The following is a 19,250-nucleotide window of genomic DNA, read 5'->3' as shown; positions in this document are numbered from 1 at the left end:
GACCGATCGAGCGAGAACCAGGCTCTTCATTTGCCCATGCCGTCGCCGGCGCTTTACTGCAATCGTCGCGCGGTTTTCTCCCTCTCCCGCGGGCGGGAGAGGGCCGGGGTGAGGGAAACGGGCGCAGAGGACCTGATCAACTCAATCAGCAAAAAACCAGTACCCGCTGTTCACCAGTGCCGCCAGTTGAGCCAGCAGCGAAGGATCGTCCAGCGCATCGCCGAAATCTTCCAGCGTCAATACGTGTTTGTGTGCCAGCGCAGCCAGTACCGACGGATGCGCGCACTCAACGCGCTCACCGTTGACGTACACCGCGTCGCCCAGCGTCAGCACGCGCAGGCCGCCGAGGCGCGTCAGCGCATCACCCTGCTGCAGCGCGTCATAAATCTCATCCGGCTGATACGGCGGTTCCGGCGGAGCCACATCCAGCTCGTGACGCGACTGGGAAATAAATTCGCCAAACCACTGGTTAAACTGCTCCGGCTGATTAATCACATCCAGCATCACCTTGCGGATCCCTTCTACTTCCGACGGCATAATCTGCGATGGGCAGTCGCGCGCCGGCACATCCGGATCGCTGAAGCGGTAGCTGCCCAGCTCATGCGCCAGCATGTAGTCCGCAAAGCCGCTGATCAGCTCGCGTCCGTTAGGCGCGCGGAAGCCGACTGAATAGTTGAGCGCGTTCTCCAGCGAATAGCCCTCGTGCGGAAAACCCGGTGGAATATACAGAATGTCGCCCGGTTCCAGCTCTTCATCGATGATGGCGTCGAACGGTTCAACCTGCAGCAGGTCCGGATGCGGGCAGTGCTGTTTCATCGGCACTTTTTCGCCCACGCGCCAGCGACGGCGGCCTGTGCCCTGAATAATAAACACATCATATTGATCAAAGTGCGGGCCTACGCCGCCGCCGGGCACAGCGAACGAAATCATCAGGTCGTCGATACGCCAGTCGGGCAGAAAGCGGAACGGGCGCATCAGCGCAGCAGAAGGTTCATGCCAGTGGTTCACCGCCTGGACCAGCAGCGACCAGTTGCTTTCACCCAGGTGATCGTAGCTTTCAAACGGACCATGGCTGACCTGCCACTTGCCGTTGTTGTGGCTGACGAGGCGGCTGTCCACCTCGTTTTCCATTGCCAGACCGGCCAGCTCATCCGGAGAAATCGGATCAATGAAGTTTTTGAAACCCCGTTTCAGCACCACCGGGCGTTTTTGCCAGTAGCGCTGAATAAAGTCGGGCCAGTTGATGTCGAGCTGATAGTCCATGCGAGGATTCCGGTTAGGGCCATAATTGCTGCCAAGTATAACAGCCCGCGCCCGGTTCTACTCGCGGTGATGTTCAACTTCCTGCCGCTGAAAAATCACCTCCATGCGTGCGCCGCCGAGCGGGCTGGTCGTGGCGATTACCTGACCGGCATACTGCTCGAGAATATCGCGCACTACCGCCAGTCCCAGTCCCTGACCGGGACGCAGCGTGTCGGCACGCTGGCCGCGCACAAAAATCAGATCGCGCTTGCTTTCGGGAATGCCGGGGCCGTCGTCGTCAATGAACAGATGCAGCGCGTTTTCCGTCTGGCGCGCGCTGACCTCAATAAATTCGAGGCAGTATTTGCAGGCGTTATCCAGCACGTTGCCCAGCACTTCCATAAAGTCATTTTGATCGCCGATAAAGGTCAGCTCCGGCGAAATATCCAGCGTGATCTCAACGCCCTTGCGCTGATACACCTTATTGAGCGCGGAACACAGGCTATCCAGCAGGGCCGAGACCGAGTGCAGATCGCGCTGCAGCGGGTTGTGATCCGCCTGCATACTGGCGCGATGCAGGTAGTAACCAATCTGCTGCGAGATGCGGCTGATCTGTTCGAGCATGACCGGCTCAGCCTGTTCGATAGTCAGCTCTTTGCCACCGCGCAGCGAGCGCAGCGTACTTTGCAGCACCGCCAGCGGCGTTTTCAGGCTGTGCGTCAAATCCGACAGCGTGGTGCGATAGCGCGTGTAGCGCTGCCGTTCGTTGGTGAGCAACAGATTGAGGTTGCGCACCAGGCTGCGCAGCTCCTGCGGCGGGTTGTCGTCGAGATTTTCCCGGTGACCGGTTTCCAGCTCGCGCACCTGCGAAGTCAGGTGGCCAATCGGACGCAGGCTCCAGTGTGCCGCCAGCCACAGCAGCGGAATCACCAGCAGCAGATTGGCCGCCAGCACATAGCTAAACCACGACCACACCACGTCTGAGTGCTGTAGCTCCTGCGGGATCGAGTCCACCACCACAATGGTCAGCGCCGGGAGATTGGTGGTCGCGTCGTAGCGGTTGACCGCCACCGAGTGGGTGAAGGTGTCATTGCTGTCACTGTCCAGCGCGTGCAGTCGCTGCTGTGCCTGCGGATTGTTACCCATCGCCGCCATACTGGTGCGATTGCTGGTATCGATCTCGTAAAAATCTGGCTTCATCAGCCAGTCGCGGCGAATGTTTTTGCGGATTTCCGGCACGTCGCGCTGCTGCCACAGCAGCTTACCGCGCTCGTCATAGATGAACACCAGCGTCGGGAAATTGAGCGTCATGCGTTCCGGCTGGGCGATGGTGAGCTTGTTGTCTTTCCACTGCGCGAGGGTGAAGAACAAATTGCTCTCGCCGCGCATCACGCGATAGGTATTTTTATCAAAGCTGACGACGTAGCCAATGACCGCCACCATGCCATACGACAGCGACAAAAACAGCACGATCGCCGCCGTCGCCAGCAGGAAACGCGCGCGTAAGGAGAAAGGGCGCTGACGGCGGAGCAGCTTCATAAATCAGAGATCAAAGCGGTATCCCTGGCCACGCACGGTGTTGATCACTTCGGTCGGGTGCAGCGCGAGAATTTTTTTACGCAGCCGGCCCATCAGTACATCAATGGTGTGGCTTTCGCGCAGTTCCGCATCGGGATACAGCTGCAGCATCAGCGAGTCTTTGCTGACCACTTTACCGGCATTGCGGATCAGCGTTTCAACAATGGTGTACTCAAACGCGGTCAGCTTGACCGGCGCGTCATTCACCGTAAGCTCGCGGCGCGACAGGTCAACCTGGAACGGCGGCATGGAGATAATTTGCGAGGCGTGTCCGCTGTTGCGGCGCATCAGCGCCTGTAAGCGGGCGGCGACCTCTTCAATGTGGAACGGCTTGGTCACGTAGTCATCGGCACCGGCTTCCAGCGCTTCAACTTTCGCCTGCCAGCCTTCGCGCGCGGTCAGCACCAGAATCGGCTGACGAATGGCATCGCCACGCCAGCGGCGAATCAGCGACATGCCGTCTTCGTCGGGCAGGCCGAGATCGACCAGCGCGATATCGGGAATGTGTTCCTGCAGGAAATAGTCGGCTTCTTTGGCGTCTTCGGCGGCATCCACCTGATGACCCATGTCACGTAACTGGACTGCGAGGTGATGGCGCAGCAGGGCATTATCTTCCACAACCAGAACACGCATAGAATTTCCTTACCTTCAACTCAGTGATGATGGCGAAAAGTATACGCTACGCCAGCTAAACCGCAGATTAACACTCCGCTGTGATGCACTGGCAGGGGAACCTCAGCCACCACGTGACGTGCGTGACTGAGGTAACACCAACTTGCCATAGCCTGAGTTTTCAGAGCAAGGAATTACTTCAGGTCGTCAACCATCTGAATCGCGCGGCCGAGGTAGTTGGCTGGCGTCATCTGCTTCAGGCGCACTTTCTCTGCTTCAGGCAGCTCCAGGCTGTCGATAAACGCCTGCATACCGGCTGCGTCCACGCGCTTGCCGCGCGTCAGCTCTTTCAGCTTCTCGTACGGCTTTTCAATGCCGTAGCGGCGCATCACGGTCTGGATCGGCTCAGCCAGGACTTCCCAGTTGTGATCCAGCTCGTCCAGCAGGCGATCGCGGTTCACTTCCAGCTTGGAGATACCTTTGAGCGTGGCCTGATAGGCGATCAATGCATAGCCGACGCCGACGCCGAGGTTACGCAGCACGGTAGAATCGGTCAGATCGCGCTGCCAGCGTGATACCGGCAGTTTGCTGGCCAGGTGCTGCATCACCGCATTGGCCAGCCCCAGATTCCCTTCGGAGTTTTCGAAGTCGATAGGGTTAACCTTGTGCGGCATGGTTGAAGAGCCAATTTCGCCAGCAATGGTTTTCTGTTTGAAATGGTTCAGGGCGATGTAACCCCAGATGTCGCGGTCAAAATCAATCAGGATGGTATTGAAGCGCGCGATGCAGTCAAACAGCTCGGCGATGTAGTCATGCGGCTCGATCTGCGTGGTGTACGGGTTCCAGCTGATGCCCAGCGAGGTCACAAACTGCTCGCTCAGCTGATGCCAGTCCACTTCCGGATACGCGGCGATGTGCGCATTGTAGTTGCCCACCGCGCCGTTGATTTTACCCAGCACTTCCACCTTGCTCAGCTGACGCAGCTGGCGTTCCATGCGGTAGGCCACGTTGGCCATCTCTTTGCCCATGGTGGACGGCGTTGCCGGCTGACCGTGGGTGCGCGACAGCAGCGGAATGTCGCGATACTCCTGCGCCAGGCCCTTCACGGCGGTAATAATCTGGTTCCAGAACGGCAGGATCACGTCGCGGCGTGCGGTTTCCAGCATCAGCGCGTGTGACAGGTTATTGATATCTTCGGAGGTGCAGGCGAAATGGATAAACTCAGACACCGCATGCAGCGCCGGCACGTTGGCTACTTTCTCTTTCAGAAAGTATTCGACGGCTTTCACGTCATGGTTGGTGGTGCGCTCAATGGTTTTGATGCGCGCCGCATCTTCTTCGCTGAAACCGGCGACAATAGCATCAAGGAAAGCGTTTGCGTCGGCATCAAATGCAGGAACTTCCTTGATCTCTGCGGTCGCGGCCAGTTTCTGTAACCAGCGAACTTCAACCTCAACGCGGAATTTCAGCAAACCGAACTCGCTGAAAATCGCACGCAGCGGGCTGACTTTATCGCCGTAACGACCATCGACAGGTGAGACGGCGGTCAGAGAGGATAATTCCATCAGTGCAACTCCTGAATCGTTAACAATATAGGGCAGGGCGGCGCTTAATACGCCGGACCCAGCCGGGATAAAAGGGTTTTCGCTTCGCGCAGCAGACGCTGGCGCGCAAACATCAGCTGCAGACGACCGCCGCCGACCTGCTGCCACAGCACCGCCGCGCGGATACCGGCCAGCAGCGCAGCGCGAACTTTGCTCTGCACCTGCGAATTCTGCAGCACCTGCGGTGAGCCGGTCACCTGAATGCGCGGGCCGAGCGGGCTGATCACATCGACGTAAATGCCGGCCATGGCGCTGGTGATGGTGTCTGATTCCAGTTCGTAATGCGCCAGCTGACGATCAAGCTGGCCGATGCGCTGCGCCAGGGTGTTTAGCGCGGTTTTGTTACCGTGCAGTTTACGCTCCAGCACCATCAGGCTCAGGGTATAACGCGTCAAATCTGCGCTGGCACCCTGCCGGCTGCCACTGTTCAGCACCGCCATCAGTGCTTCCAGCCCGGGGCGCAGGTTGGCTTCATCGTTGCCAAACACCGCCAGCGTTGAGCCTGGATTTAAATCCAGCAGGCTGCGCAGCGACACCTGCAGCGCCGCGTTGTTGCAGTTCCCCTGGTGTGCCAGCTGCTGCACCAGATGGGCTGCCTGGCAAACGCCGGCCAGCGCCAGCGTTATCTCATAATAGTTTTTAGCCACGCTTCACTCCTGTAGACGCGTCGGCAGTGCCGACTCAGGCCTCTGTCAGCGGCAGGCGCTGTTCAATAATACCGCCACCAAGGCACACGTCACCGAGGTAAAATACCGCGGACTGGCCCGGGGTGACGGCCGCGACCGGCTCATCGAAACGCACTTCAATGCGATCGTCGCCGTGCGGAATGATCTCGCAGGGAATGTCGTTCTGACGATAGCGGGTTTTCACCGTGCAGCGCAGCGCTGCGGTCACTGGCTGGCGATCGACCCAGTGCAGCTGCTGTGCTATCAGGCCCACCGACATCAGGCGCGGATGATCGCCGCCCTGTGCCACAATCAGCGTATTGCGCGCGACATCTTTGTCGACCACATACCACGGATCGTCATTGCTCTCTTTGCGTCCGCCGATGCCCAGCCCTTTACGCTGACCCAGGGTGTGATACATCAGCCCCTGGTGTTCACCGACCACTTCACCGTCAACGGTTTCGATGACGCCCGGCTGGGCCGGCAGGTAACGACCGAGGAAGTCGCGGAATTTACGCTCGCCGATAAAGCAAATACCGGTGGAGTCTTTTTTCTTCGCTGTAATCAGATCGAGCTGTTCGGCAATGCGGCGCACCTCAGGCTTCTCCAGTTCGCCGACCGGGAACAGGCTCTGTGCAATCTGCTGGTGGCTGAGCGTGTAGAGGAAATAGCTCTGATCTTTATTGCCGTCGAGACCGCGCAGCAGCTGGCTGGTGCCATCGACATCGGCACGGCGCACATAGTGGCCGGTGGCAATGTAGTCTGCGCCGAGATCGTCTGCAGCGAATTCGAGAAACGCTTTGAACTTGATCTCTTTGTTACACAGAATATCCGGGTTCGGCGTGCGTCCGGCCTTGTACTCTTCCAGAAAGTGCTCGAACACGTTGTCCCAGTACTCAGCGGCGAAATTAATTTTGTGCAGTTTGATGCCGAGCTTGTCACACACGGCCTGTGCGTCAGCCAGATCGTCAGCAGCGGTGCAATACTCCTCGCCATCGTCTTCCTCCCAGTTCTTCATGAACAGGCCTTCAACCTGATAGCCCTGCTGCTGCAGTAACCAGGCGGAAACGGAAGAATCGACGCCGCCGGACATCCCGACGATCACTTTTTTCTGGCTGTTGTCAGACATGACGCACTCTTGATTACGATAAAAACAGGCGGCGCATTCTATCACGCGGAAGCGTTGTGCGCACCCTCATGAAACGGCCACTGATACGGGGCTATCAGCTGCAGCGGATAGCGGGCCCCCTGCTGCCACAGCCGCACGCTTTCGGCCACCAGCGGCGAACGCAGCGTCTCTGCGCTGAGAATCTGCGCGGGCGACAGCCACCAGCAGCAGTCAATATCGCTGTCGTGTGGCGTGGTGGTCACGGTGGCAGGCAGATCGAGGCCAAACAGAAAACGCACAAAAGGTGTATGGTCCGGGGCGATCCACTGCTGCACGCCGAGAAAATAGTCGGGCTGCGCGCTGATGCCGGACTCTTCGTACAGCTCACGTTGCGCGGCTTCCAGCAGCGTTTCATCGGCCTCAAGATGGCCGGCCGGCTGATTCCAGGTAACGCGGCCGTCAACGCGCTCTTCCACCACCAGTAATTTGCCCTGCGCGTGCACCATACAGGCGACGGTTACATGAGGTTTAAACATCGTTCCTCCCAAATAGTTAACCTGACGTTATCGAAATGTATAAACTACGTCCGGTCGCTGATGTCGCGCCATTCGCCCGGTGCCAAATCCTGCAGCTGGTAATCACCCATGGCAAAACGGATCAGGCGTAACGTTGGAAAGCCAATGTGCGCCGTCATCCTTCGGACCTGGCGATTGCGCCCTTCATACAGCGTGATTTTCAGCCAGCAGGTGGGGATAGCTTTGCGCTCGCGAATCGGCGGGGTGCGCGGCCACAGCCACGCGGGTTCATGCACCACTTCTGCGCCCGCCGGCAACGCTGGACCATCGTTGAGGGTGATGCCACTGCGCAGGCGGGATAAATCTGATTCCTGCGGCACGCCTTCCACCTGAACGTAATAGATTTTGCCGGTGCGCTTGCCCGGCTGCGTCAGCTGCGCCTGCAATGCGCCATCGTTGGTCAGAATCATCAACCCTTCGCTGTCGCGGTCGAGACGGCCTGCGGCATACACCTCGCTCACCGGCACAAAATCTTTCAGCGTGCGGCGGCCAGCCTCATCGCTGAACTGCGGCAGAACATCGAAAGGTTTGTTAAAGAGTATGACGCGACGCGGACCTTTTGGCCGCGTGTCACGCCGCGCGGGCTGGCGCGCCGGGGCAGCAGGGCGCTTATGCTGGTGAATTCGTTGAGAAGTTTTTCGCATGGGCTTTGCAGTTGGTAACAATCGGCGCATTATAGCGCGAAACTGCGGTGATTGGCGTGGCGGAAATATTCAAGTAGTATTGACGCGCATCTTACAAATCATTAACAAAAAATCGCTCGAAGGAGAGGTTAATGGAAAGCAAAGTAGTTGTTCCGGCGGAAGGTCAAAAAATCACTCTGGATCAGGGCAAACTGAATGTCCCGAATAACCCGATCATCCCCTACATTGAAGGTGACGGTATTGGGGTTGACGTTTCCCCGGTGATGCTGAAAGTGGTTGATGCCGCTGTGAAGAAAGCCTACAACGGCGAGCGAAAAATTTCCTGGATGGAAATTTACACCGGCGAAAAATCCGTCGAACTCTATGGCCAGGATGTCTGGCTGCCGCAGGAAACCCTCGATTTAATCAAAGAGTACCGCGTGGCCATTAAAGGCCCACTGACTACCCCGGTAGGTGGCGGTATTCGTTCCCTGAACGTGGCACTGCGCCAGGAACTGGACCTGTACGTGTGTCTGCGTCCGGTACGTTACTACAAAGGCACGCCAAGCCCGGTTAAACGTCCTGAAGATACCGACATGGTGATCTTCCGCGAAAACTCCGAAGATATCTATGCCGGTATCGAGTGGAAAGCCGGTACGCCGGAAGCGGACAAAGTGATCAAATTCCTGCGTGAAGAGATGGGCGTGAAGAAAATTCGCTTCCCGCAGCAGTGTGGTATTGGCGTGAAGCCGTGTTCAGAAGAGGGCACGAAACGTCTGGTGCGTGCCGCGGTTGAATACACCATCACCAATGACCGTGATTCCCTGACGCTGGTGCACAAAGGCAACATCATGAAGTTCACCGAAGGCTCTTTCAAAGACTGGGGCTACCAGCTGGTGAAAGAAGAGTTCGGCGGCGAGCTGATCGATGGCGGTCCGTGGATGAAGTTCAAAAACCCGAACACCGGTAAAGAAATCATCGTTAAAGATGTGATTGCCGACGCCTTCCTGCAGCAGATCCTGCTGCGTCCAGCCGAGTATGACGTTATCGCCTGTATGAACCTGAACGGTGACTACATTTCTGATGCCCTGGCGGCACAGGTAGGCGGTATTGGTATCGCACCGGGCGCCAACATCGGTGACGAGTGCGCACTGTTCGAAGCTACCCATGGTACTGCACCGAAGTATGCGGGCCAGGATAAAGTGAACCCAGGTTCCGTGATCCTGTCTGCAGAAATGATGCTGCGTCACCTGGAGTGGTTCGAAGCGGCTGACCTGATTGTTAAAGGCATGGAAGGCGCAATCGCTGCCAAAACCGTGACCTACGACTTTGAGCGTCTGATGGACGGCGCTAAGCTGCTGAAATGTTCAGAGTTTGGTGACGCGATCATCGCGAACATGTAATTTGCCCTGAGCAAATGCAATATGAAAGGGAGCCGCAGGGCTCCCTTTTTTTATGCTGGCAAGCGGGAAGGACTTCATGTCACCGCCGGTTTGCCATGCATAACGACCGTGCGCTGCGTGGCTTTATTCCGCCGGAGGTTGCAACTGACCGATCTGGCTATCGCGCGCCTGCGACAAACGCCAGAAATCATTGCCGGCCGGATGCTGGTAAATCCGCAGCGAAAACTGACCGACGATGGCGTAGATGAATTCAAATATCGCCGACTGGGAATTCTCGTAATCAACCCACAGTACCGAGGAGGTAAAGCAATAAACCTCTACCGGCAATCCCTCGGGTGAGGGTTTCATCGCGCGCACCACGATATACATATCTTTTTTAATATCGTCGCGCTGCGCCAGCCAGGCGGTGAGATAGTGACGGAACACCGTGAGGTTGGTAATGCCGTTTTCGGCAAACCAGCGGTCACCGACCACGCTGCTATCGCGGCCATCCATCAGGATTGAAAGCTGCTCACTGACGCCGCGAATCTGGCTCATCTGCTGCACCATTTGCTGATCGAGAAAGCGAATCGAGGTCTGGTCGAGATGAAAGCTGCGCATGATACGCCGCGCGCCGGAAGAGAACATCGCCTGCCAGTTGGTGTAGGTTTCGGTCAGGAAATTTTTGGTCGGGATCCGCGACAGCGTATTGTCCCAGTTGCGGATGGTAATGGTATGCAGAGCGATATCAATCACTTCACCGCTGATGCCGTTATCCGGCATTTCAATCCAGTCGCCAAGCTGCAGCACATCGTTCGATGACACCTGAATATTGGCCACCAGCGACAGCAGGGTGTGCTGAAACACTAACATCAATACCGCCGCGACCGCACCCAGACTGGAGATGATGATCACCGGCGATTTGTTCGACATGATAGCCAGAATCATGATGGCGGAAATGATGTGCACCAGGATCTTACCGATCTGGATATAACCTTTTATCGAGTGGTTCTTACGCTTCGACTTACGCGAATAGGAGTTATTAACGATCTCCAGCACTTCGTTAAAGAACAGCGACAAATAAACAAAAAACAGAATGCCGCAGATGGTTTTCACCGCGATCAGCAGATGCTCGGGCAAATCCGGCATAAACTGCAGCAGGTAATAGACGGTGATCACCGGAATAAAATTCGACAGCTTTTCTGAGAGCCGGACGTCTTTATCCAGCGGCACCTGGTTTTTATGCGTGCTAAAGAACACGCGGCGCACCACTTTTACCACGAAGAACTTGCAGATCAGATGGGTGACCATGCCGGCAACCAGTAACAGCAGCAGGCTGAAGGTGGCGGAGAGCACCGTGTTGCCTTCAATAAACGTTTGTATGTCGCGTAAGTAATTCATTTTAACCACATGCCGGCCGGTTGAGGCGGGAATTCAAACATAAAGCGGCCACGGACGATAAGCGACGCGTGCGCAATAGTGTTGCTACGAGACCAGCGCTTTGCGCGCCGCCTCGGCAAGAAAATGGCTGCGGCTGCTATAGCGCGCGTTATTACTGACCATCTTATCGATCTTCTCAATCAGCAGATGCGGCATAGTGATATTGATGCGCTCGGATTTGCCCAGATAGCGGGTGACATCAATATCAACGTAGATCCACACGCCAGGCTGGCTAAATTCCTGCTGCCAGTGCTGCGCCGGCTCCGGAATCAACAAGCCTTTCTCCGCCATCAGTTCAAAGTGGGCATGTAGCGCAGATTGCGCATCCTGCAGCGTTTGCTCGGGCGTATCACCGGCAAAATAACAGCCGGTGACATCCGGGAAATAACCACTGGCCGAGCCGTCAGCGTCAATCTCTACCAAAGCGGGAAACAGCATCATGTCACCTCTGAGCAAGCGGAATAAAACCAGCATGGATCAATCCAGCCTGGCGTCTTTCAGAATCTGCATCAGCGTGCCTGTCTTCATATCCTTCTGCGGATGCGGCACGGTGATCAGATGAGCAAAATCCGGATGTGAGAACTGATGATGACTGCCGCGTATGCGCTCCAGCTTCCAGCCATTCTTTTGCAGCAGTTTAATCAGCGTCGCGCTCTTCATCGGACTTCCTGTAGGTGAAATTATACACACAATACACACTGATGCAAGGCGGTCTCTGCCATCACATCGGCGGGTCATGGCCAAACTAACCGGGACGGCCATGACAGGCACCCGTTGATGCTGCGTTCTGCGTGCTGTTTTCCACGGCTTTTTCCGGCTGCGATAGGGGTTTGCGTAAAACTTTGAAACAGTTAACATCCCGGCACCGGCGCGCGTGCCATTTGCTGGCTGAACCGCTATCTTCAGCCTTCATCAATCCGGAGGTGCTATGCAAGGTGTGATCAAGTTTGTAAAAGGCTGGCTGATTTTTTCCCTGCTGTGGGGCATTTTTATGTGGTTTGTTTCCTGGCAGGCACAGGGCAAAACGCCGGGCATGATGATTGTCATGAGCCTGTATGCCGGTTTGATTTATCAGGCATTAATGACCATGGTGGCGCGTTACAAAGCGCGGCGCGCACAGGCCTGATTATTCACAACTGCCGACATAGCTTTGCGTCGCGCTGACGCTAATTTGCATGCCATCCGGCAAGCTGAGCGCTCACTAATCAGCGTGTAAGGCGGGCAGGATGGGAAGAACGTTACTGACGGGATGGTTTTTTTTGCTGCTATCACTGGCGGCCAGTGCACAATTACCGGTGGGGCCTGTGGTGATAGCGGGGCAGCATGGGCGCCACCTTGCCGGGCACAGCAGTACGGCAGATGTCGCCGAGACGCCGGATGAACATATTCAGGAACGACGGGACGGCGTGCCGCAGCGGCATTGAGTATCGGGGCCGCACGGGCCCCGATCGCCGGGGATTATTTACGGCCCAGCAGGAAACCGACAATCACGCCGATGCTGGCGGCAACGGCCAGCCCGGTCGCCGGGTTGTCGCGTACCGATCTCACCACGCAGTCTGCTGCATCCTGCACCGCATAACTGGCCTGCGCCGGATAGCGTCGCGCGGCACCGCGTGCCTGATGGCGGCGTGAACCGGTGAACTCGCCAAATTTTTCCTGTACGGCACCCGCCGCTTCATTCAATTTTGCTTCCGCTTTATCGGTCATATTGACTCCCTGAGAGTGGTGAATGTCTCTTTCAGCGTAGACAGAGAAGTGCAGACCGGCAACCTGGTGGCTTTTCAGGATGTAACAGTGGTTTGCAGGAATCGGCATTGCTGTCCATACCTGGTAAGGACCACGTTAAGCTGCGCCAACCTCACGCAGCGCTCACTGAACGGAGGAGAAATGAAACGCGATATCCTGAATGAAGACGATTACGATGAAGTTTGCCGGGTGATTGGCGATGCGGTAATTGTCCTTTCCGAGTGCGGTCATGAAACCAGACGGGAGGAGATTGCCCGTTTGCTGCAGCGTACGCGCCACGATCGCGCCCACGACGAACGCGATGAACAGCGTATGCTGGAGCACGCGATTCGTCTGGTACGGCCGTAAGAGCAGGGCGTCACGCGGACGCCCTCACTGCTGGTCGCGATACGCCGGGTACCAGCTCACCAGGAAGTGGCGCAGATGATCAAAACACCATTCGGCATCGTCCGCCTGCTGGCAGTAATAGCGAATGGTGACCTTCTCATAGCGGCGATGGCGCTGCTGCAGCGGCGACCAGCTCCAGTCCAGCACCGCGCGCGCATAGTTGACCAGCGCGTCACGCGGCATGCTGTGCTGCTGCTCCTGGCGGCGCAGATACATCTCAAAGAACTGATCGAGGCTCTGTGTCTCTTCGCTGCTACAGTCCAGCGTGGGGCGGAACGCCACATCGAGAAAGCCGCACACGCCATCTGCGCGCTGCTGCCAGTCACAGGCCAGCGTCATAAACAGGCCATCCTGCAGATTGACCTCTTCCAGCAGACGACGCAAATTTTCAGAATGTTTACCGGCGGCGATCTCATCAATGCGATCGGTTTCCAGCGTCAGGTCAAAACCGCACGGGTTGACCGAGCCATCCGCGTCTCGGGTGGCCGGAAAGGGGAAATCGATATAACCGTTATTGTCCAGACTCTTTTCCATAATGCAGGTCCGCAGCATGACAAACGCTGACAATAAACCATCTGCGCGCGCCACGCACGGCTTATGGACACGTCCAGGTAATCATGGTGTTACGCGCCGGGTTGATCAGGCGGAACTGCTTGTCGCTCAGCCGCTGTGCATAAAAGCTTTCCGGCGTCACGGCAGAAGGGACATAGCGGAAACGGTCGGTGGAGTGCAGTGCGCCGCTGCTCAGCGTTACGCCATCGCGTGCCACCGAAAACGAATTCACCAAATCGAAAATGCGCCCTTCGGTGTGGCCCAGCGACTGACCATAGAGCGTTGCGACCTCGCCGGGGCAATCGACGCCTTTCGGCGTGGAGCTGCAGCCAGCCAGCAGGATAACTGTGAGTAGAAAACTGAGTCTTAACATGGTCCTGTTCCTGGTGCATTCCCTGATTTATGCTGGCCTGACGATGCGCGCCACTGATCCGATCATAGCATGTCTGACGCCACTGCCCATTTGCCATTTGTTTAATCGTTAAGCGGTAAGCATGTAAAGGGGTGACTTTGCTAGCAGATAAACGTTATTCTTGCCAGCGTTGCGCACCAGGTAAGCAAAACAAGGGTAAATCCATGAGAGAAGAAGAAGCCAGTTTAATGATTCTTCAGCACGCGATTGATAAGTTAGACGCCGACAAAAAACAGCAGGTGATGAACTGCGTGACGGCGATCCATGAAGTTATGCAGCGTTTCGATCCAGACGATGCCGGACTGGCGCTGATGCTGGTGGCCGCGCAGGTCGCGGCAGAGTAGCTCCATCCCATCCCGGTCTTAACCATTTATTTCACCCACCAGCCAGCGGTGAATCACCCGCACCATATATTGCTGCTGCTCTGCCGTTAACGGCTGATGCGCAGCAATGCCATGCCATTTTGCCAGACAGCCGCGGCAGCAGGTTGCCGTGGCGTGCTGGGCGATAAATACCGGATGGCCGCGCATTGGCGTCTGTTTGCCATCATTCTTTGGTTCGGCTGCGGCCAGTCTTTGCTGGATAAAATCGGCCGCATGTTGATCGATCACCGCCGGGCCTTTCTCAATACAGTACTGCCGCTCTTTCGCGCCTAAATGGAAGCGGCGGCGAAACGGTGATTGCGCCAGCCGCGCGAATAATGCCTGTTCATCTCGCATAACATCCTCCTGACGCGATCTTAGCGCATTTTACTTAACTCGTTACAAAGATATCCCGATCGCATAAAACCTCACAAAATCAGCGATGTGGAGGCGTTCTTCCTGCCCGCAGTGGCTGACCCGCGGTCGCAGATTACCGCACCGGCGGCGGTTGTATGTTACCCTCTGGCCAATTAAATTCCTGTAAAATCATGATCTAACCTCAGTGGAGAACCCCATGAAGGCGATAACCCTTGCCGCGCTCCTGATGGCTTGCCAGATTGCCCCCGCGTGGAGCGAAAGCGAATTCCAGATTACCTGCCCGGGCCGCCCCACCATGACGGTATCGCGTGCCGCCTACGGGCTCAGCACGCTGATGTGGCCAACCCGGCATTTCCAGATTGCCGCCGGGCAGCAGCGCACGCATCTGCAGGACGGCGATAAGGTCGCCATTACCCGTTTCCGCAATGGCGATCAGCTGATCGTGAATAAAAACAGCGGCGAAACCTTTTTCGTCTACGCCGACAGCGATAAGCTGTTGCCCTGCAACCGCACGGAAAAACGCGATGCTGATATTCTGTCGCTGGAGCGCTACGACGACCGCCAGCACCCCTCTTCATAATGCCGCCACAAGGAGCCGACCATGCAATTAAGCGTTACGGATAGCGTCACGCATCAGGATCTGGATGAAATGCGCCTCGGCCTGAACGCCTTCAACAGCCGCTTTATTGATATCAATGAGATGAAAGCCATCGGTGTGTTCATTAAAGACGGCGCCGGGAAAAAGCTGGCGGGTCTGACGGGCTCAACCTATGGCAACTGGTTACGTATTGATATGCTGTGGGTCAGCGATGGGTTACGCGGGCAGGGCGCCGGCAGCCAGCTGATTCAGGCTGCCGAACAGGAAGCCCGCGCACGCGGCTGCCGTTACGCTCAGGTGGATACTGCCAGCTTTCAGGCGCGGCCGTTTTATGAAAAGCTTGGCTATACGCTACGTTTTAGCCTTGATCACTATCCGCGCGAACATCAGCGTCACTATCTGAGCAAGACGCTGTAATCACAGCAGTGGCTGCTGGCGCAGATCCAGCGGCGACTGTTCTGCTTCATCAATCGCGGCCAGCCAGCTCTGTAAATCGACCTTCGCCCAGGAGAGATGCCCGCGCGTGGTGCTCATCAGCACCACATCCGGGCGCAGCGAGCGGTACAGCTCCAGCGACTGCTGCAGCTCCGCAGGATTACTGTCCGGCACCAGCACGCTAATCCAGCGATGGTAATCCCGCGTCAGGGTGTCGCCGACAAACAGGTAGGTCTGGCCGAGCGGTGAGTGATACAGGTAGCTGCAGCTGCCCGGCGTGTGGCCCGGCGTGGGCAGCAGGTGAAAGTCGCCAAAGTGCACGTCCTGATGCGTGAAGGTTTCGTCCGGCTCAATCACCAGGCTCACCGGGCCGAGCGAGCGGCTGTGGCAATACAGCGCACTATTGAAACGCTGCTGAATGGCCCGCGCGCCCGGCGCGGCTTCGTGCCAGTGGGTAAAATAGTGGCGAATCACGCCGCCCGCGTCCGCGAGCACTTCATGATCCAGCAACTGCTCAACGCGGCCAATCAACAGGTTGCCGCGCGGATGGCGCAGCATAAACCCGTGCATCATTAAATCATTTGCCGTCTCTTCGGCGGGAAATTCCGGCGTGGAGATCCACAAGTCTTCGTACAGCGGCTTCAATAGCGGTCTCCTGCGGCAACACGTCAGCGCAACGTCGGATGGCCGGTAAAAGCTAACCGCGCGGCGCCCTGGTCAATCTCAAGCGTGGCGCTGGCGCCGAGCGGCAGCGTCACGGTATCGGCATCATGGCCAAACGGCAGATCGCTGATTACCGCAATCTGGTACTCGTCACGCAACCGCTGCCACACCGTGGCGAAATCAAAGCCGTTGTCGTAATCGGACAGGGCGGTGCAGGTGAAGCTGCCGGTGACAATGGCGCGCTGGCGCGCCAGAATACCGCTCTGCTGCAGCTGAATCAGCATACGCTCAATGCGGAACGGATGCTCATTCACATCCTCGATCACCAGAATGCCGTCTTCAATCTGCGGCAGCCACGGCGTGCCAATCAGGGAGCAGATCATCGCCAGGTTGCCGCCCCACAGCGTGCCCTGCCAGCGGCCGCGATCCGGACTGGCGCTGTGCCACGCCAGATTGACTGTAGGAGATGTTAGCGCCTGCCAAAAGTGGCTGACGGTAAATTCAGATAAAGCCTCCGCGCCAAAATTGCCGGCCAGCATCGGTCCGCTGAAGGTGATCAGCCCGGTTTGCGCCAGCAGCGCCAGCTGAATAGCGGTGAAATCACTGTGGCCGCACAGCGCGACAGGCTGATTAAGCAGGCGATGCTGCAGCGCCACATAGTCGAGGTGATCGAGCAGGCGTGAGGCACCATAGCCGCCGCGCACCGCCAGTACGATATCCGGCAGCGACGCCAGCGACGCCAGCGCATTCACATCCTGCAGGCGCTGCGCGTCATCACCGGCAAAACGCTGCCAGCGACGCGTAATGGCGTCGGGATTTTGCAACTGATGGCCTTGCGCCTGCAGGCGCTCCACCGCGCGCCGGGCGGCGTCCTGATTGTGGCAATAACCGGAAGGGGCGATGAGGCGTATTGAACGAGGGGCGAGCATAACTTCCATCCTGCTGTCTGTTGGCCTGCCGATGATGACGAAATGCGTTACCGAAGTCACGGTAGCACAAGGTTTTTTACGTATTTAGGATAAACGGTAATTTTACCTTTTACCGTCATGGTTATGATAGCTTGCGCCAATCCTATAGCGGAACCAAAAATCAGTGAAAATTCGACTACTTATGCTGTCTGCTTTGCTGCTGGCTGGCTGTGCCAGCGAGCCGGAAAAACCGGTGACGCCGGAGAAGAATACGCCATTAACCCAGGCGCCGCCGTCGAAAGTGAATGATGCATGGTCACTGTTTACCGAAGATGCCGCCAGTCATTATGGCGTTGATGAGAAGCTGATCAGCGCCATTATTAGTGTCGAATCCGGGGGCAACCCAACCGTGGTAAGCCGTTCTAACGCGGTCGGGCTGATGCAGATCAAAGCCGCCACCGCCGGACGCGAGGTGTATCGCGCACAGGGACGCCACGGCCAGCCGAGTAACTCCGAACTGCGCGACCCGGCGAAAAATATTGATATCGGCGCGGCCTATATCCGGATTCTGCAGGATTCCGCGCTGGCGGGCATTCGCGATCCGCTGACGCTGCGCTATGCCACTATTGTTTCCTATGCCAACGGCGCCGGCGCGCTGCTGCGCACCTTCTCCCGCGACCGCGATCGCGCCATTGCAATGATCAACGCCATGACGCCGGATGAGTTCTACCAGCACGTGCAGAACAAGCATCCGGCCGCCCAGGCGCCGCGCTACCTGTGGAAAGTCACCACCGCCTATCGCACCATCGGCTAATGCCGCTGGCGGGACTCAGTACTGTGCGCGCTCTGCCGCAGCCTCATTTGAGGCATCGCTGAGGTTAATGCGCGGCAGCACGCCGCCGGTGAACTCCACGCGGCGCATCGGGAAGGCGAAACGAATCTGTTTCTGCTCCAGCTGCGCCATCAGTTGCAGGTTAATCTCCTGCTGAATGTCCATGTATTTGTTGTAATCGGCGCTCAGCACGAAATAGACCACCTCAAACGTCAGCTGCGATTCGTCAAACGACAGGAAATGGGCGCGATCAAAACGCGTGTCCGGCACGCCTTCAATGATGCGTTGCACCATGCCGCCAATCTGCCGCACTTTCTCCGCCGGCGTGCCGTAATTAATCCCGAACTTAAACACGATGCGTCGCTGCTGCATGCGTTTGTAGTTGTGGATGGTTTGCTGCAGCAGAATAGTGTTGGAGCAGACAATCTGTTCGCCGCCGAGACTGCGCAGCCGGGTGGTTTTCAGGCCAATGTGCTCAATGGAGCCAGCGATGTCGCCGAACACAATAAAGTCGCCGTGCTCAAAGGGCTTATCGAAGCCAATCGCCAGCGAAGCGAACACATCGCTCAGCACCGTCTGAATCGCCAGCGCGATGGCGATACCGCCGACGCCGAGGCTGGCCACCAGCGCGGTGATATTGATCCCCATATTGGAGAGGATCGCCAGCAGCATCATCACCCACACCACGACGCGTAGCAGAATGCCAAGGATCACCGTGGTGACCGGATTGCGCACGTGCAGCGGATCGCGCAGCAACGAGTGCAGCCACAGGCGAATGCCGCCGTCAATCCACAGCGTGAGCTGCAGAATCAGCGCCAGGAACCAGCCGTGGGCGATGGCGACGCTCCAGCTGTCCGGCAGATCGACAAATTTCAGCGTTATCAACAGCGAGAAGATCAGCAGCAGCAGCTGACTGGTGCTGCGCAGAATCTCCACCAGAATGCCGGTGAAGCGCACGTGGCGCTGTTCGCTGTAGTGGGCGATGCGGTTAGAGACAAAACGAATAACGGTGCGCAGCAGCCAGTAAACAATCAGCGTGCCGAACACAATGATGGCGCTATTAATCCAGAAGTTTTGATTGAGAAAGATAAGTTGTAAACGATGGGCAGAAAGCCAGTTTTCCATTGGGGAGAATCTCCTTGCTGGGA

Annotated in this window: 25 protein-coding genes; 7 read left to right on the top strand and 18 right to left on the bottom strand. The window is 57.1% G+C overall.

Annotation, left to right across the window (positions count from 1 at the left end; all coding sequences use genetic code 11):
• Window positions 1-141 precede the first annotated feature (141 nt).
• The 8 genes from AC6I7J_RS11775 to rluE form a co-directional block, all read right to left on the bottom strand.
• Window positions 142-1,263, bottom strand: coding sequence for a ribosomal protein uL16 3-hydroxylase (locus AC6I7J_RS11775; protein ID WP_498005743.1), 1,122 nt, complete (start codon window positions 1,261-1,263; stop codon window positions 142-144).
• A 57-nt stretch (window positions 1,264-1,320) separates the two neighbouring features.
• Complete coding sequence (gene phoQ / locus AC6I7J_RS11770; protein ID WP_021506378.1) at window positions 1,321-2,781, bottom strand: two-component system sensor histidine kinase PhoQ; 1,461 nt, start codon at window positions 2,779-2,781, stop codon at window positions 1,321-1,323.
• 3 nt (window positions 2,782-2,784) lie between these two features.
• A complete protein-coding gene (gene phoP / locus AC6I7J_RS11765; RefSeq protein WP_010617222.1) occupies window positions 2,785-3,453 on the bottom strand; it encodes a two-component system response regulator PhoP in 669 nt (222 codons plus the stop codon).
• A gap of 173 nt (window positions 3,454-3,626) precedes the next feature.
• Window positions 3,627-4,997 carry an adenylosuccinate lyase gene (gene purB, locus AC6I7J_RS11760; protein ID WP_413676382.1) on the bottom strand — a complete coding sequence of 457 codons (1,371 nt, stop codon included), beginning with the start codon at window positions 4,995-4,997 and terminating at the stop codon, window positions 3,627-3,629.
• Window positions 4,998-5,041: 44 nt separating this feature from the next.
• Window positions 5,042-5,683: a high frequency lysogenization protein HflD gene (gene hflD / locus AC6I7J_RS11755; RefSeq protein ID WP_222951043.1), complete on the bottom strand. Its 642-nt coding sequence runs from the start codon at window positions 5,681-5,683 to the stop codon at window positions 5,042-5,044.
• Window positions 5,684-5,717: 34 nt separating this feature from the next.
• The gene (gene mnmA / locus AC6I7J_RS11750; protein ID WP_125309336.1) at window positions 5,718-6,830 is read right to left on the bottom strand and encodes a tRNA 2-thiouridine(34) synthase MnmA; all 1,113 of its coding nucleotides are present in this window, start codon (window positions 6,828-6,830) and stop codon (window positions 5,718-5,720) included.
• Window positions 6,831-6,871: 41 nt separating this feature from the next.
• Window positions 6,872-7,345, bottom strand: a complete 474-nt coding sequence (locus AC6I7J_RS11745) for an NUDIX domain-containing protein (RefSeq protein ID WP_480309119.1) — start codon at window positions 7,343-7,345, stop codon at window positions 6,872-6,874.
• 44 nt (window positions 7,346-7,389) lie between these two features.
• A complete protein-coding gene (rluE, locus tag AC6I7J_RS11740) occupies window positions 7,390-8,058 on the bottom strand; it encodes a 23S rRNA pseudouridine(2457) synthase RluE (RefSeq protein WP_498005739.1) in 669 nt (222 codons plus the stop codon).
• Between the two features lie 101 nt (window positions 8,059-8,159).
• On the opposite strand from rluE, the gene icd reads away from it, so the two are divergent.
• Window positions 8,160-9,410, top strand: a complete 1,251-nt coding sequence (gene icd / locus AC6I7J_RS11735; RefSeq protein WP_010617214.1) for an NADP-dependent isocitrate dehydrogenase — start codon at window positions 8,160-8,162, stop codon at window positions 9,408-9,410.
• Window positions 9,411-9,533: 123 nt separating this feature from the next.
• Here the strand turns inward: icd and AC6I7J_RS11730 are convergent, their stop codons facing one another.
• From AC6I7J_RS11730 to AC6I7J_RS11720, 3 genes are all read right to left on the bottom strand, one after another.
• Window positions 9,534-10,790, bottom strand: coding sequence for a mechanosensitive ion channel family protein (locus tag AC6I7J_RS11730; RefSeq protein ID WP_021506372.1), 1,257 nt, complete (start codon window positions 10,788-10,790; stop codon window positions 9,534-9,536).
• Between the two features lie 84 nt (window positions 10,791-10,874).
• Window positions 10,875-11,267, bottom strand: coding sequence for a type II toxin-antitoxin system HicB family antitoxin (locus tag AC6I7J_RS11725; protein WP_022548759.1), 393 nt, complete (start codon window positions 11,265-11,267; stop codon window positions 10,875-10,877).
• Between the two features lie 39 nt (window positions 11,268-11,306).
• Entirely contained in the window at window positions 11,307-11,489 is a 183-nt protein-coding gene (locus AC6I7J_RS11720) for a type II toxin-antitoxin system HicA family toxin (protein WP_058757609.1), read from the bottom strand.
• A 268-nt stretch (window positions 11,490-11,757) separates the two neighbouring features.
• Between AC6I7J_RS11720 and AC6I7J_RS11715 the strand changes: the two genes are divergently transcribed.
• Entirely contained in the window at window positions 11,758-11,955 is a 198-nt protein-coding gene (locus AC6I7J_RS11715; RefSeq protein WP_021506369.1) for a DUF6404 family protein, read from the top strand.
• Window positions 11,956-12,287: 332 nt separating this feature from the next.
• On the opposite strand, the gene AC6I7J_RS11710 is transcribed toward AC6I7J_RS11715, so the two are convergent.
• The gene (locus tag AC6I7J_RS11710; RefSeq protein WP_021506368.1) at window positions 12,288-12,536 is read right to left on the bottom strand and encodes a DUF883 family protein; all 249 of its coding nucleotides are present in this window, start codon (window positions 12,534-12,536) and stop codon (window positions 12,288-12,290) included.
• 180 nt (window positions 12,537-12,716) lie between these two features.
• Between AC6I7J_RS11710 and AC6I7J_RS11705 the strand changes: the two genes are divergently transcribed.
• The gene (locus AC6I7J_RS11705) at window positions 12,717-12,923 is read left to right on the top strand and encodes a DUF2767 family protein (protein WP_021506367.1); all 207 of its coding nucleotides are present in this window, start codon (window positions 12,717-12,719) and stop codon (window positions 12,921-12,923) included.
• Between the two features lie 24 nt (window positions 12,924-12,947).
• Here AC6I7J_RS11705 and AC6I7J_RS11700 read toward each other — a convergent pair whose 3' ends face one another.
• The gene (locus AC6I7J_RS11700; RefSeq protein ID WP_058757703.1) at window positions 12,948-13,496 is read right to left on the bottom strand and encodes a hypothetical protein; all 549 of its coding nucleotides are present in this window, start codon (window positions 13,494-13,496) and stop codon (window positions 12,948-12,950) included.
• A 61-nt stretch (window positions 13,497-13,557) separates the two neighbouring features.
• Window positions 13,558-13,887: a hypothetical protein gene (locus AC6I7J_RS11695; protein ID WP_498005737.1), complete on the bottom strand. Its 330-nt coding sequence runs from the start codon at window positions 13,885-13,887 to the stop codon at window positions 13,558-13,560.
• Window positions 13,888-14,090: 203 nt separating this feature from the next.
• Here AC6I7J_RS11695 and AC6I7J_RS11690 point away from each other — a divergent pair, with 203 nt between their 5' ends.
• Window positions 14,091-14,270 (top strand): hypothetical protein, encoded by a 180-nt coding sequence (locus tag AC6I7J_RS11690; protein WP_031279245.1) that lies wholly within the window; start codon window positions 14,091-14,093, stop codon window positions 14,268-14,270.
• An 18-nt stretch (window positions 14,271-14,288) separates the two neighbouring features.
• Here AC6I7J_RS11690 and AC6I7J_RS11685 read toward each other — a convergent pair whose 3' ends face one another.
• Window positions 14,289-14,645 carry a DUF4186 domain-containing protein gene (locus AC6I7J_RS11685; RefSeq protein ID WP_010617204.1) on the bottom strand — a complete coding sequence of 119 codons (357 nt, stop codon included), beginning with the start codon at window positions 14,643-14,645 and terminating at the stop codon, window positions 14,289-14,291.
• A 217-nt stretch (window positions 14,646-14,862) separates the two neighbouring features.
• Here AC6I7J_RS11685 and AC6I7J_RS11680 point away from each other — a divergent pair, with 217 nt between their 5' ends.
• Both AC6I7J_RS11680 and AC6I7J_RS11675 read left to right on the top strand, forming a co-directional pair.
• Window positions 14,863-15,246, top strand: coding sequence for a hypothetical protein (locus tag AC6I7J_RS11680; protein ID WP_058780734.1), 384 nt, complete (start codon window positions 14,863-14,865; stop codon window positions 15,244-15,246).
• Between the two features lie 21 nt (window positions 15,247-15,267).
• A complete protein-coding gene (locus tag AC6I7J_RS11675) occupies window positions 15,268-15,681 on the top strand; it encodes a GNAT family N-acetyltransferase (protein WP_058757613.1) in 414 nt (137 codons plus the stop codon).
• Here AC6I7J_RS11675 and AC6I7J_RS11670 read toward each other — a convergent pair whose 3' ends face one another.
• Together AC6I7J_RS11670 and ldcA are read right to left on the bottom strand one after the other, a co-directional pair.
• Window positions 15,682-16,344, bottom strand: a complete 663-nt coding sequence (locus tag AC6I7J_RS11670; RefSeq protein ID WP_021506360.1) for an MBL fold metallo-hydrolase — start codon at window positions 16,342-16,344, stop codon at window positions 15,682-15,684.
• A 23-nt stretch (window positions 16,345-16,367) separates the two neighbouring features.
• Entirely contained in the window at window positions 16,368-17,291 is a 924-nt protein-coding gene (gene ldcA, locus AC6I7J_RS11665) for a muramoyltetrapeptide carboxypeptidase (RefSeq protein ID WP_498005735.1), read from the bottom strand.
• Window positions 17,292-17,454: 163 nt separating this feature from the next.
• Here ldcA and emtA point away from each other — a divergent pair, with 163 nt between their 5' ends.
• Window positions 17,455-18,084, top strand: a complete 630-nt coding sequence (gene emtA, locus AC6I7J_RS11660; RefSeq protein WP_072208977.1) for a membrane-bound lytic murein transglycosylase EmtA — start codon at window positions 17,455-17,457, stop codon at window positions 18,082-18,084.
• Window positions 18,085-18,099: 15 nt separating this feature from the next.
• On the opposite strand, the gene AC6I7J_RS11655 is transcribed toward emtA, so the two are convergent.
• Window positions 18,100-19,227 carry a mechanosensitive ion channel family protein gene (locus AC6I7J_RS11655; RefSeq protein WP_394520914.1) on the bottom strand — a complete coding sequence of 376 codons (1,128 nt, stop codon included), beginning with the start codon at window positions 19,225-19,227 and terminating at the stop codon, window positions 18,100-18,102.
• Between the last annotated feature and the right edge of the window lie 23 nt (window positions 19,228-19,250).

The organism is Type-C symbiont of Plautia stali (assembly GCF_059730935.1).
The sequence above is the reverse complement of the archived record's forward strand: the minus strand, read 5'-3'. Positions and strand labels throughout refer to the sequence as shown.